This is a genomic window from Streptococcus oralis subsp. oralis (assembly GCF_002096455.1).
GTDB lineage: Bacteria > Bacillota > Bacilli > Lactobacillales > Streptococcaceae > Streptococcus > Streptococcus oralis_CY.
Genome location: NZ_NCUL01000006.1, coordinates 24,309 through 38,067 on the forward strand (window position 1 = coordinate 24,309; position 13,759 = coordinate 38,067).

The 13,759-nt window shown below is 42.6% G+C and carries 11 protein-coding genes; all 11 read left to right on the plus strand.

Annotation, left to right across the window (positions count from 1 at the left end; translation table 11 throughout):
- The first annotated feature begins 52 nt into the window (after positions 1 to 52).
- Positions 53 to 409 (plus strand): 4a-hydroxytetrahydrobiopterin dehydratase family protein, encoded by a 357-nt coding sequence (locus B7720_RS02435; protein ID WP_049490343.1) that lies wholly within the window; start codon positions 53 to 55, stop codon positions 407 to 409.
- A 4-nt stretch (positions 410 to 413) separates the two neighbouring features.
- Positions 414 to 1,040 (plus strand): Gp15 family bacteriophage protein, encoded by a 627-nt coding sequence (locus B7720_RS02440; protein ID WP_049490341.1) that lies wholly within the window; start codon positions 414 to 416, stop codon positions 1,038 to 1,040.
- Between the two features lie 13 nt (positions 1,041 to 1,053).
- The gene (locus tag B7720_RS02445) at positions 1,054 to 4,698 is read left to right on the plus strand and encodes a phage tail family protein (RefSeq protein ID WP_084856340.1); all 3,645 of its coding nucleotides are present in this window, start codon (positions 1,054 to 1,056) and stop codon (positions 4,696 to 4,698) included.
- Positions 4,698 to 6,194: a distal tail protein Dit gene (locus B7720_RS02450; RefSeq protein WP_084856342.1), complete on the plus strand. Its 1,497-nt coding sequence runs from the start codon at positions 4,698 to 4,700 to the stop codon at positions 6,192 to 6,194. Before B7720_RS02445 ends, B7720_RS02450 begins: the two co-directional genes overlap by 1 nt.
- Positions 6,195 to 6,196: 2 nt before the next feature.
- Complete coding sequence (locus B7720_RS02455; protein WP_084856343.1) at positions 6,197 to 8,869, plus strand: phage tail spike protein; 2,673 nt, start codon at positions 6,197 to 6,199, stop codon at positions 8,867 to 8,869.
- 11 nt (positions 8,870 to 8,880) lie between these two features.
- On the plus strand, positions 8,881 to 10,890 hold the full coding sequence (locus B7720_RS02460; RefSeq protein WP_084856345.1) for a DUF859 family phage minor structural protein: 2,010 nt from the start codon (positions 8,881 to 8,883) through the stop codon (positions 10,888 to 10,890).
- A 12-nt stretch (positions 10,891 to 10,902) separates the two neighbouring features.
- Complete coding sequence (locus B7720_RS02465) at positions 10,903 to 11,508, plus strand: DUF1366 domain-containing protein (protein WP_084856347.1); 606 nt, start codon at positions 10,903 to 10,905, stop codon at positions 11,506 to 11,508.
- 11 nt (positions 11,509 to 11,519) lie between these two features.
- The gene (locus tag B7720_RS02470) at positions 11,520 to 11,819 is read left to right on the plus strand and encodes a hypothetical protein (RefSeq protein WP_084856349.1); all 300 of its coding nucleotides are present in this window, start codon (positions 11,520 to 11,522) and stop codon (positions 11,817 to 11,819) included.
- A 1-nt stretch (position 11,820) separates the two neighbouring features.
- Positions 11,821 to 12,153, plus strand: a complete 333-nt coding sequence (locus B7720_RS02475; RefSeq protein ID WP_084856351.1) for a phage holin — start codon at positions 11,821 to 11,823, stop codon at positions 12,151 to 12,153.
- A 4-nt stretch (positions 12,154 to 12,157) separates the two neighbouring features.
- Complete coding sequence (locus B7720_RS02480) at positions 12,158 to 13,159, plus strand: GH25 family lysozyme (protein WP_084856357.1); 1,002 nt, start codon at positions 12,158 to 12,160, stop codon at positions 13,157 to 13,159.
- A gap of 213 nt (positions 13,160 to 13,372) precedes the next feature.
- Complete coding sequence (locus B7720_RS02485; RefSeq protein WP_084856352.1) at positions 13,373 to 13,618, plus strand: DUF7720 family protein; 246 nt, start codon at positions 13,373 to 13,375, stop codon at positions 13,616 to 13,618.
- Positions 13,619 to 13,759: the final 141 nt, after the last annotated feature.

Sequence of the window (13,759 nt, forward strand, 5' to 3'; positions counted from 1 at the left end):
TCTGAGGCGTGAAATATCACGCCTTTTTATTTTTGAAAAGAGGAGAAAAACAATGGTCGTAATTAAGAAATTAAGCAATATCATTCCTATTGATTTCGGAGAATTTCAGCTGGAATACATTGCAAATGACAAGGGCGTGAAGGAACTTGATAAGTTCCGTGAGGGCTTAGCAAAGAACTGGAAGAAAATTGAAAAACTTTCCGACGAGAAAATCGCAGAAAAAGCTAAAGAGCTTATCGAAGATGGTTGGACTCAATTATTCGGAGCGGATGCATTTGAAAAAGTCTATAAATTCGCAGACGAAGATACAACTATCGCATTTAACTATCTGATGCAGACCATTCTTGGGATTCAGAAAGAATATCGAGAGCGCAACTCAGAAGACGCATTCAAGAAATATCTAGCGTGATGCCATGTTAGATATTTCTAGAAAGCTAGTTGATGAGCTTGTTTTAGAAATTGAAGGCAAAGAACAGACTTTCCCTCTGCTCTTATCGTTCGATAGAGTCTTGAAAGTTTTTGAATTATGGAAAGACGATGATATTCCTAAATTCATGCGCCCGTTTTTAGCGTTGCGGATCCTTACGGGTGTTTCTTTTGATTGTTTAAGCTTTGAGGAGGCTTTGGAAGTTGTTCAGGCAATTTTTGAAGAGCACATCCAGACAGGCGAGAAAGAAGACGATGTTGAGTATGACTTGGCAGGCAATGTCATAAAGTCCTCGACAACGTCAGAAACACCACAAAAAAGACTCTACAACGTGAAGCATGACGGAGCTTATATCTTTGCTTCTTTCATGCAAGCTTACAGAATCGACTTAATCGAAGAAATCGGTAAGTTGCACTGGAAGAAATTCAATGCTCTAATTGTTGGCTTGCCTGAGGGAACCAAATTTGTAGAAGTCGTGAAAATTCGCTCTTATGAACCGCAAAAAGGCGACAGTCAGGAATACATCGATAAGATGCGAGAGTTGCAAAAAGAGTATCGTCTTCCAGACGATGACTACGACGAAGAAGATGACGAGTATGACTATTACGAGTAGAAAGGAGGCATAAATGGCAGATGGTAAAGTGGTCATCCAAGTTGATATGGATGGCAATAAGGCTCAATCAGGAGTGGCACGTCTAAAAGGGATGGTTGGCGGACTGACAGAAAGCGGGATGCAACTAGGTTCGGTCTTTAAGTCAGTTTTAGGAGCTAACATTGTCAGCGGTGCGCTGATTTCTGGGATTCAATCCCTTGGCAGTGCTATCAAGGGTGTATTTGCTACAGCTCTAGATGAGGGCGCCAAACTCCAACAATCATTTGGTGGCGTTGATACGCTATATACGACTGCAGCTGAGTCTGTAAAGCAATATGCGAACGCTGCAGCCTCAGCTGGTATCTCTGCTAATACCTACGCAGAGCAAGCTGTTTCTTTCGGTGCCAGCTTGAAGCAAGCGCTCGGTGGTGATGCTGTGAAGGCTGCACAAATGGCAGACAAGGCTATCATGGCCATGGCTGATAACTCAGCCAAGATGGGTACAGATATTGGTTCAATCCAGCAAACGTTCCAAGGCTTCGCTAAACAGAACTATACCATGCTAGATAACTTGAAACTTGGATATGGCGGTACCAAAGAAGAAATGCAACGACTTCTTAAAGACGCCAGCAAATTAGAAAAAGCAATGGGCAAGAAGTTTGATATCAACAACTTTGCGGATATCGTAGAAGCCATCGACCTAGTTCAACAAGAGTTGGGAGTCGCAGGAGTCGCAGCACAAGAAGCGCAGACTACATTCAGTGGTTCGTTTGCGGCAATGAAGGCTTCGGCATCCAACTTCTTGGCGAATTTGACGCTCGGAGAAGATATTGGACCGTCTTTAAAAGCGCTTATTTCTAGCACCTCAACGTTCCTTTTAGGCAATTTCTTGCCTATGGTTGGAAATATTATGAGACAACTTCCTCAAGCTATCGATACAGCCTTGGCAGAAGCTGGGCCAAGGATTGAACAAGGGTTCAAATCGTTGTTTGCTTCGCTCGGAGTTGACGAGGGTGTTTTTGACGTAATCAAGGACACTTTTCGAGATGTTGTTGTGACAATCCAGTCGCTCTTTGAAGAACTGACAAGCGAATCCAATGGGTTTGGTAATGTTATTCAAGGGGTTGGAAATGTCATTCAAACAGTTAACGTCATCATCCAGAATATGGCTATGGCCTTTCAGTTTGCACTAGAAGCCTTCTCTGAAACAGGAGCAATCAAGAACGCCTATCAAGCATTTAAGGATTTGACGGATGCAGCTTTAGATCTTGCTATTAAGTTAGGCGATGCTATTCCTTGGGATATCGTAGGCGCAGCCGCTGGGCACGTCGTGAACGCTATTTCAATGATTGTGAGCTGGATTTCAAAATTAACTCAATCAATTAGTGCAGATGTCTGGAGAGGATTGATTGCAGGGATTGGAGGAGCTCTAGTCGCTTTCAAGGCATTTAATTTCTTGAAGAGCTTTAATCCGTTTGGCTTATTTGCTAAAGGCGCCAAGGAAGGGGCAGACGAAGTTGTAAAAGGTGCAACGAGCTCGAAAAGCGCAATCGCTCAAATCTTCAAATCAATCTCAACTCTAATCAAAACAACAGGAACAGCAATCAAAACGGCTGCGACAGGAATTGGTGAAGGCATCAAAATTGCTCTTTCTGGATTGGCTCCGGTCATCCGAGCATTTGGATTGGCTTTGAGAACGGCTGGGATTGGGAACATCCTTGCTCTTGGCGGAGCGATTGGTATTGCAGCAGTCGGAATCGGCGCTGGAGTGGCTATTATTGCGGCAGGCTTAAGTCTCATTGCTAGTCAAGGTGAAGGGGTAGCCACGATCATTAACGCTGTTGGTCAGGCATTCGCTACGGTTGCTACTGCGATTATTGGTGCATTTGCTCAGGCTATTGTATCTGTCGCAGGAGTTTTACCAACAGTAACAAGCGCCCTCGCTCAGCTATCTCCTCTTGTTGTTGCGGTTGGAGAAGCAATTGGAGCAGCTGCGCCATTCATTACAGCTTTAGGTGATGCAATTGCAACTGTAGCTACAGCAATCACTCCAATCGTCGATATTATAAGTAATGCGTTCGTTTCAGTAGCTCAAATTATTGCTGACGCTATCGTTCAAATTGTTGAAGCAATAGCTCCATTTGCTCCAGCCATAACTGAAATGGTGGTTGCGATTGCTCCTTCAATTGCAGATATTGTTTCGTCATTTAGCAGCATGTTCTCTCAGATTAGTCCTATCATTGATAGCTTGTCTAATCTCTTGAAAACATTTGGAGAACAAGTGAGCTCTATCTTGAAAAGTGCTGGTAGTGTAGTTGAGTCCTTTGGCTCTGCTATCCGTAATGTCCTTGACGGTGTAGCTGGAATCTTTGACAGCATCGGTAATGCTGCCTTAAACGCAGGCCTTGGAGTCAAATACATGGCTGAAGGGATTTCGATGCTCACTGAATTAGGGTTGCTAGATTTAGCTGGAACATTGGCAACAGTGGCAACAGGATTGACAGCTATTGCCAATTCTGGCATTGCTTCAGCAGGTCCTGGGTTGCAACAAGCAGGGACTGGGTTGAGTTTGATAGCTATATCAGCTCAACTTGCAAGTGTAGCCTTGCAATCACTACCTACGGCCTTATCATCACTAAGCACTAACCTTAGCACATTGCCAGAAACACTGACAAGCGCTGGAACTTCGATGAGCACGTTTGCTACATCGGTCATGGCTTCATTTGCAAGCTTGTCTGGTTCTGTATCTGGTGTAATGGCGCTTCAGACAGGTTTGGTGGCTCTAGCTAATGCTATGATGATGGCTCAAAGTGGGGCTTCAGCGATGTCTTCTACTCTAACGATGATTAACGCTTCAGCTTCATCAGCTACATCGGCCATTTCTCAGCTTGCTTCAGGTATGGCTTCAGCGATGGCTCAAGCTGTATCGTCGGTTCAGTCAAACATGGCATTGATTGTGACTGTAATTTTGCAGTCGTCAATTCAGATGACGCAAGCAGGCCAACAGGCAGGCCGTGGGGTTTCTGAAGGGATAACAAATGGTATCCGTTCAGGAGTCGGCTCGGCGACATCAGCAATGTCATCCATGGTCAACTCTATCCAGTCTACAGGAATGAGAGGCGTCTCTACTATGCGCTATGTAGGTGACATGATTGGTCAAGGTTTAGCACAAGGTATGTACTCAGCGCTTGGAGCTGTCACGGCTGCTGCTAATGCTCTTGTCGCTCAAGCTGAAAGAGCCGCACAGGCCAAGGCTAAGATTAACAGTCCATCACGCCGTTTTAGAGACAACGTCGGACGTTTCATTTCTCAAGGGGTGGCAGTCGGTATCTTGGCAGATGCTCACAAGGTAGATGATGCCATGGGCGATGTATTCGACCAAATCAAAGCCTTTAACTTTGCCCCTGAAGACATTCTTGGAGTAGGTCAGGCTAGCCTTACGAAGACACTTCAGGTCAAGTCAGACCTAGATCGTCAAATTAAAGCGAGCGTTAAGGTCGTACAAGAAAAATCTAACCGACTTGTCGAGCAAGCTCTAGAAGTTGCTGAGAAGGCAGTCAAACGGCCAGTCAGTCTGATGATGGAAAGTGGAGCGCTTGTCGGTCAAATCGGCCAAAAGATGACCGATTACCAAAAAGACCAACTCATGATCGATAACATGATGAGAGGGATTATTTAATGGACACAGTTATCTATAACAATCATGACCTCTCTGAGGTTATAAAAATCAACGAAGTAATTCGTCCGGTAGGAAACGAAAGGGACGTCACAACAAATGACGCCCCTTTTTTGGGTGTAAACGTCCAAGAAGTAAGAACCGGACCTAAAAAAATCAAAGTTAAGTTTACCGTTCAGAAAAAAACGGCTAGGGATACCGAATTGGCCAAGCACACCTTAGCTACAATCCTGAACACCGACAAGCCAGTTCGTATTGATATTTCAGACGAGCCTGACAAGTACTATATGGGACTTGTCATTGGTTCTGTGGATGTCGATAACGTAGCTAGATGGCTTCAAAAGGGCGAGTTTGAGATTCTTGTTCCTGATGGTGTCGCACATGGTACGACCTATAGACGGTTCGATAACGGCCAAGAGCAACCTGACAAGGTTGTTTTTAACTTGGTCAATAATGGCAACGTCCCAGCTTTTCCTGTCGTTACGGTCAAAAACAACGCTGAGAACGGCTATATCGGTCTCGTCAATACTAGCGGAGCTTTTGAAGTTGGAGACCGTGAAGAGGCTGATACAGGGATAGTTAAGAAATCCGAAATCTTAATGGATTTTAGAGGCGATAAAATCTCAACTGGTTTTTCCCAAGCATTAAAAAATCAAGGTGTTACAAACGACAATACGGAGTATGTGGTAGGAACCGCTGAAAGAATAAATCTCTGGGAGCGTCCCCATATTAAATTAAAAAATCTACGAGGTGAAACCAAGTTACAAAACTATGCTGCTAGTCTAACTTGGACTATCCCGAATGATAGTGTAGGAGAAATTGGGTCTTTAAACGATTATCTTTGGTGGCGACAAGTCTTTTGGTCTGAGGCTCTTAATCAGTATGGTTTTATTAAAATTACTATTTCTGACACTAACGATAAATTCTTATACGGCGTGGAGAGTTTCAAAAGGTCTCTGGGCTCAGAATGTGAATATAACTTCTTTGCTAGCGATGGCAAGGGTAGCTATAACATTCTGAAACGTTGGGAATTTGACGGAAGCACTACAGGAGACATTAACCCTTTTAGTGTAGCTAGAGGCTGGTCAGATTTGAAACGGAATGATGACAAGGTACAAGTCTTTTATCGTGGCTCTTACTTTACTTTCACAGTTCCTGAAATAAAGGGCAGAAAGTCAGCTAAGATCCATGTGACATTAGGAGCATATCGAGATTATCCAATGGTCTCTCATATGTATCTTGATGAATTGTATTATCGCAAAGATTTTGTGCCAGGAATCGGTGATGTGCCGAACCGCTACCCAATCGGTTCAAACGTTGTGCTAAACAGCGAGAATGACACTGTCACAGTGGACGGCCTTGAGAAGATTGTAGACGTCGTAGATGGATCAAGTTTCTTGACTATTCCTCCAGGTAATAGTCAGCTTGAGGTCTATTGCTCAAGTTGGGTCAAGACCAAGCCAACTGTAAAAGTAGAATTTAAAGAAAGGTATCTATAGCAATGTTATTGACAATACATGACTCAAATTTGAGAAAAGTGGCTTTTATCGACAATGACAAACAGGATACATTGAACTATTTCAATGACACCTGGACAAGATACCTGGAAACTGGTTCTAGTACCTTTGATTTTACAGTCTTTAAAAAGGCAATTATCTCAGATGTAGGCAAAAAGAGGGCTTATAACTCTCTCAATGAGAAAGCCTTTGTTTCATTCAGATACAAGGGCAGAACTTACCTGCATACAATCCGAAAAATTGAGGAAAATGAGAAGGTCATTAAATGTTACGGTATCAATCTAAACCTTGAGCTTATCAATGAGTATTCTATCCCTTATAAATCACCTAAAGCTATGAGTTTTAAGGAGTTTTGCGAGGCTATGGACCTGCTCAACTATACTTTCTTAAAAATCGGTATTAATGAGGTTGCTAATAAGAAAATCTCTGCTGAATGGGAGGGCACAGATACTAAGCTCAATAGACTTTTAAGCCTGGCTAAGAAATTTGGCGCAGAAATTGAGTTTGACACACGTCTCAACGCTGACAGCTCTATCAAGTCATTTACAGTCAATGTCTATCATGAGCACGACGATAGCCACCAGGGAGTAGGGCAAATTAGCCCAAAAATCTTGAAGTATGGGAAAAACCTCAAGACGATCACTAGGACGATTGACAAAACTGGGATCTATAACACGGTTGTCCCAACAGGTAAGGATGATAAAGGAAACGTAGTTGATATTAGAGGCCTTGGAGCTTGGTCTGTCAATAACGCAAAGGGAGAACGTGAGTTCTACCAGTCAGGAGCTGCATTGTATGCCCCTCTCTCTATGCAGATGTATCCGTCTACTTTTACTCACTCAACAGGGGACCGTGACCAGTGGATCCGTAAGGATATGACGGTAGAGAGTTCAAATCCTGAGGTCATCCGTTCGACGGCTTACCGTGAACTCAAAAAGAACTGTTATCCAGCAGTAACTTACGAGGCTGAGGGCTTTGCGGATCTTGAAATAGGAGACACAGTCAAAGTCTATGATGACGGCTTTAGCCCTACTCTCTTGCTTGAAATGAGGGTATCTGAGCAAACTATCAGCTTTACCAATCCGAAGAACAACAAGACAACTTTTTCAAATGCTAAGGCGCTTGAAAATCGTCTATCCCAAGGCATTCAACAACAACTAGACAGGATGATAGAAGAGGCTAAGCCTTACACTATCAAACTTGCTACTGACAACGGCATAGCCTTTAAAAATGGCCAAGGTCAGACTATTGTGACCCCTACTCTTATGAAAGGGAACAAGGTCATCAACAGTGGATGGAGATGGGTGGTGGATGGTGTAATCAAGGCTACAAGCCCTAGCTACACTGTGAGGGCTGCTGACATCAATCAAAAGATGGTCTTGACGGTCTCAGCATGGATTGATAACAAAGAGGTAGCGTCTGAGCAGTTGACTCTTATCAATACGTCAGACGGAACGGCTGGAAAAACTCCATACTTTCACCGAGCCTGGGCTAACTCCGCTGACGGTCGTGATGGTTTCAGTACAACTGATAGCTCAAATAAGCGCTATTTAGGGACGCTAACGGATTTCACTGAGGCGGACAGTCAGGATCCTACAAGATACAACTGGACGGCTCTTTTCGATAATGTAAAGATTGGTGGAAAAAACTATATCAGAAATGCCTCGTTTCTCTCCGGAGATAATAAGTGGAGTAAATCTTCTGTAAATGGATTAGCGTATAATTTCACTCATTCTGCAGTTAATAAGGGCAGACCAGGCTTACATATGTTTAGCGAGAATGACACAGTTATCCCAAAATGGAAAGGCGTAAGCCAAAAGATTTCACTACCTCAACCAGCAGGTACTCCGGTCACAATTTCAGCATCGTTTGCGAAAGACGGAGCGCCTCAAGAGGCTCATATCGGACTCCATTTTATAAAAGATGGTGTCATAGCTAGACAATCATGGCTTGATATACCTGCTTCCCAAATCACTGACAAGTATCAGCGTTTTTCTCTCTCAGCAAAGCACGATATACCTTTTGATGAGATCAGAGTCATGCTCTATGTTGGATATGACAAAATTGTCAATCTGTATGTTACAGATGTTCAGCTTGAAATTGGCAATGTAATGACTGATTTTAGATTGTCAGACGAAGACGTGCAAGAGACTATCAACTCTAAAGCTGATCAAGCATTGACTCAGGAGCAACTCAATGCTCTCAATGAAAAGGCTGGAATTATCCAGGCTGAGCTCGAGGCTAAAGCTAGTGCTGACACGCTTGATAACTGGATAAAGGCTTATAAGGACTTTGTCAAGTCAAACGAGACAGCAAGGTTACAAGCTGAGAAAGATTTGATTTCAGCTAGCCAGCGTGTCTCTAATATCGCTAAAGATTTGGGAGAACTCTCTGACCGCTGGAATTTCATTGATACTTACATGAGTTCATCAAATGAGGGTCTTGTGATTGGTAAGAATGACGGTAGCTCTAGCATGCTATTTAGTCCAAATGGACGAATTTCAATGTTTAGCGCTGGTGTAGAGGTTATGTATATTTCTCAGGGTGTCATCCACATTGAGAATGGTATTTTCTCTAAGACTATCCAAATTGGACGTTTTAGAGAAGAGCAGTATCATATTAACCCTGACATGAACGTCATCCGCTACGTTGGATAGAAAGGAGCGAAATGCCAAGATTTAGTAATTCAAGTAACAGCTTATATTTGAATGTGTATATTGATGAAGCTTCAACAGACGTTTCAACTAATACTTCAACCATCAACTGGCAGTTGACAGTTAGTCGTTATACGTACTATCACACGTTCAATAAGCAGGGAGACAGTACGTTATCTCTAACTTTGGACGGCCAAAATGTGCACTCTAGCAATCCAGTTTGGGAAGTCTGGGACGGCGAGGTCACTCTCGCTAGTGGTTCAACCACAATCTCACACAACTCAGACGGTCGCAAGATACTGCCGTTCTCATGTACGTTCAATCCTAACAATGGTTTACATGGAACCATCACAGTTTCAGGAAATCTCGGTCTGACTGCTATCCCACGTTCAAGCTCTGTAAGCGTGAGCGCTGGAGTGATTGGTAGTTCGGTTACGATCAACATCAACCGTCAAAGCTCCAGTTTTAAGCACACAGTGCGCTATTCATGGGCTGGAAAGTCAGGGACGATTGCAACGAATGTAGACACATCCACAACGTGGACGATTCCTCTTGACTTTGCAAATGACATTCCAAACTCGGCGAGTGGGACAGGGACGATCTATGTTGACACCTACTCAGGCTCCACTAAAACTGGAACGCAGTCAACAACCTTGACAGCTAGCGTACCAGCGAATGTCAAGCCCACATTTGCAGGAGTTTCCCTGTCGGACTTAAACAGTGCAGCTCAAAACCTCATCCCAAATCCTGAAACGTTCATCCAGGTCATCTCTAACATCAAGGTAGCGTTTAATGGTGCAGTCGGCTCTTACGGCTCGTCTATCACTGGATATTATGCTGAGATTATTGGCAAAAACCAGTCCACAAGTTCAAACGGTGGGAGTCTGGGCATTATGAACTATCACGGCACCATCAAAATCAGAACGAGTGTTTCAGATAGCCGTGGACGCTGGTCAGATACTAAAGAGGTATCCGTGACCGTGCTTGAGTATTTTGCTCCTGCCTTGAGCTTTAGTATTGCAAGGACAGGCTCAACCTCTAGCACTCTAACAGCTACGAGAAATGCCAAAATCGCCCCTCTGACGGTGGCAGGAAGTCAAAAGAACTCAATGACCTTGACTTTCAAGGTTGCAAGGCTTGGGACTAACTCTTACACAGTTGACAATGGACCAGCTACTGGATCCTGGACAAGTATTTCAAGTCTGGTCAATTTCCAGGCTAATTTAGCTGGCAATTATCTAGCTAATCAGTCGTGGGTGGTTATCGGTATCCTTGAGGACAAATTCACTCGTACTGAGTTCATGGTCAATGTGGCCACAGAGAGCGTAGTCTTGTCTTATGACAGGTCGGGTGTTGGGGTCAACAAAATCCGTGAACAGGGCGCTCTTGATGTAAAAGGAAGCATCTACGCAGACAACAAGCCCATTCAACAGCACCAGCTGACACGTAATAACGGAATTTCTATTTTAACGAAAGAAAGTCTTGATAATATCCTTAAAAATGGTATGTATTATAGTCACAGTGCACCTGATAGACCAAGAAATCAGAATGGCTGGTTATTGGTTCAAGTCTATGATGACGCTCAATATGTTGTGCAGACTTATTGGACAGCTGAGAAAGAGACAATGTTAGTAAGATATCGTATAGCTAATAAATGGGGAGAATGGAAAGAAGTTACCACAAGAGATGACATCCAAAAATACACTCAAGGAACACCTTGGCAAAATCTAACTCTACAAAATGGCTGGGTTCATCATCCTGAGTATGAAAAAGTCCAATGCTCAAAAACATTTGACGGAGTAGTTTATATCAGAGGCACCTGTAAAGGCGGAAAGATTACCCGTGAATCAATTATCTTTACTTTGCCTGAAAATTTCAGACCATCCACAGCACTGTTCAAAACAGTGTTAAACAGTAACTACGGCCCTGCAGTTGTCGGAATTTACCCAGGAGGTACTGTAGTAGTCAAGGGAAACGTTGACACTACATGGCTCAACTTTGACAATATTTCATTCAAAATTTAAAAAGGAGAAAGCATGAAATTAGAATACGGTTCAAAATCACAAGAATTTGATGCGAGCGGAACAGCATCAGCTACCAAGGTCACACTTGTTAATTCAGACGGTGCTATCGTACCTATCTTGCTACCAGCTGACAAAATCGGTTTGTCAAATACTGAGCTATTTGATCTTGCTCTTGAGGCTCTTTACCAAGAGAATTTCCCACAGCGTGCCGAAAAAGAGAAATTTAACCAAGTAGAGGCGCAGCTCAAGCAAAATAAGGAAATGGCGACTAAGGTAGAGCAAGCGACCGTAGAGAACAAGGAAAACCTTGACACAGTCTCAGCTATCACAGAGGTCTTGATTGCTTTGGCAGTATCTCAAAATGGAGGAATGCCTACCCATGCTTATGGCAAGGTGGCTGCATTTGTCAAGCCACTAGTAAAAAGCACACGCTACTCAAACGGAGACATCATCTCAAGTGTTTATCCATTTGATACCAATCCAAAATGGCCTAAAGGTACACAAACTATTTTCAAGTTTCAAATGCAGGCCACAGAGGGCTACACATACAAAGAGCAGTCACTATCTGATATGCTTCAGCAAGGTGTGCTTACCGTGGTCATGCCACGTATCGATTAGAAGGAGGTTGTATGCCGATTGAAGAAGCTGAAAAAATCGCCCAAAGTCAGGTAGCTTGGGCGATTTTGTTTATCTTGCTTTTCTTTATTATAATTCGATATCTTATTAAGACTTCGGACAAGCGAGAGAAGAAGATTATGGATTTGCATGAGCAATCAAAGGCCGACTCTAATAGACGAGAAGAGCGTTTGATGACTCACCTGGAAAAAACCACTACAGAATTAACGATAATTACACATACGGTCGGAGACATTCAGAAAGAAATGGTCCGCATGAACGACCGCATGGACGAAATCGAAAAAGGAGAATAACATGCAACAAATCAATGAAATTATCGCAAATGGAGCAATTAGCATTCTTGTCATTTTAGCAGGTATCGCAGTCAAAGCAGTCAAGGACTATCTCGTTCAAAAAGGTGGAGAAAAGACTATCAAGATTGTTGAAATCTTGGCTAAAAATGCGGTCAATGCCGTGGAGCAGGTCGCAGCCGAAACCGGCTACAAAGGCGAAGAAAAGCTGGATCAAGCACGAACTAAAATCCGTGCAGAGCTTACCAAATATAACATTAGTATGACTGACAAGGACTTGGATACCTTCGTCGAGTCAGCAGTTAAGCAAATGAATGATGCGTGGAAAGGAAAATAAAAAAGTGAAAAAAAACGACTTATTCATCGACGTATCTAGCCACAATGGATACGATATTACAAGTATTTTGGCTGACATGAGTACACAGAATACTATTATCAAAATTTCTGAAAGCACAAACTACCTAAATCCGTGCCTGTCAGCTCAAGTAGAGCAATCCAATCCTGTTGGATTTTATCATTTCGCATGGTTTGGCGGTGACATTGAAGAAGCTGAGCGAGAGGCACGCTACTTCCTTGACAATGTACCTCAAAAAGTAAAATACTTGTGTCTTGATTACGAAGATCACGCTAGCGGAGATAAACAGGCAAATACAGATGCTTGTATTCGCTTCATGGAAATCCTCAAAGAAAATGGCTATGAGCCAATCTATTACAGCTATAAGCCATTCACGCTTAATAATATCTATTATGAGCAGATTCTTGCTAAATTTCCAAATAGCCTTTGGATTGCAGGCTATGGTTTGAATGATGGTACAGCTAACTTTGAATATTTCCCATCCATGGACGGGATTCGCTGGTGGCAATACTCTTCAAATCCGTATGACAAGAACATTGTTTTACTAGATGACGAGGAAGCTAAGCCCAAATGGAAAAAGAATGATACTGGATGGTGGTATGAATATCCTGACGGATCTTATCCAAAAGAAGAATGGGAAAAGATTGATGGTACCTGGTACTACTTCGACGAGAGAGGTTATTCAATATCTTCTAACTGGTTGAAAGACGATGACAAGTGGTATTATCTCAGAGAGAACGGCGCAATGGCCATCGGCTGGGCGTTTGTGAACGGCAAATGGTTCTATTTTGATGCTTCAGGAGCGATGGTTACTGGTTGGGTTCAATATAAGGACAAACTATACCATCTAAAAGAAGAGAACGGCGCAATGTCTTCAAAAGAGCTTGTTCAAGTCGAAGGCGGCTGGTACTATGTCAATGAGGATGGCAGTCGTTCAGATAAACCAGCGCTTACTGTCCTGCCTGACGGATTAATCACTACTAAATAATTTTTTAAAAATAGAAAGGAAAATTTCTAAAATATTGTTCGAATCGTTTTAACCGCAGGCTATAGCTTGCGGTTTTTTTGTTTGCTCTGGAATGTTATTACTTAAAAGTGCGTTGCTATCAGTTTTGTTAATGCCAACAAAATTGGCCTGAAAGTAGTTTCAGAATTAAAAAATAATGTTTTTTCACGAATAGATAAGTAGGAGGAAGAAAATATGAATATTTTGAACATCGAACTTGCGAGCATAGAGCAGACTGATTTAGGATTTGAGCATTGGGTAGATGTGACTTATGCTGTTCCAATTTTAAAGAATGAATACACGGTCAAGTTGTTATTATTCATGGAATGCAAGATAGAGGACCAAGAGGTTATTGAGTACCTGGTATCAACTTGGAAGTATCGTGATTTGGTCCTGCATTCGGTAAGAATGTACGAGATGGAACGAAGTGATCGCACATAATACCTTGCCCCAAACTCGCCCCAAAAGTTTTTTAAAGTTATCTTTATTTATATGAAGAAAAAAATAAAAAAGCCCGTAAAATCGGGCTTTATTTTCGGATAAATCACTATAAAATAGTATATATAAGGCGGTAGACGGATT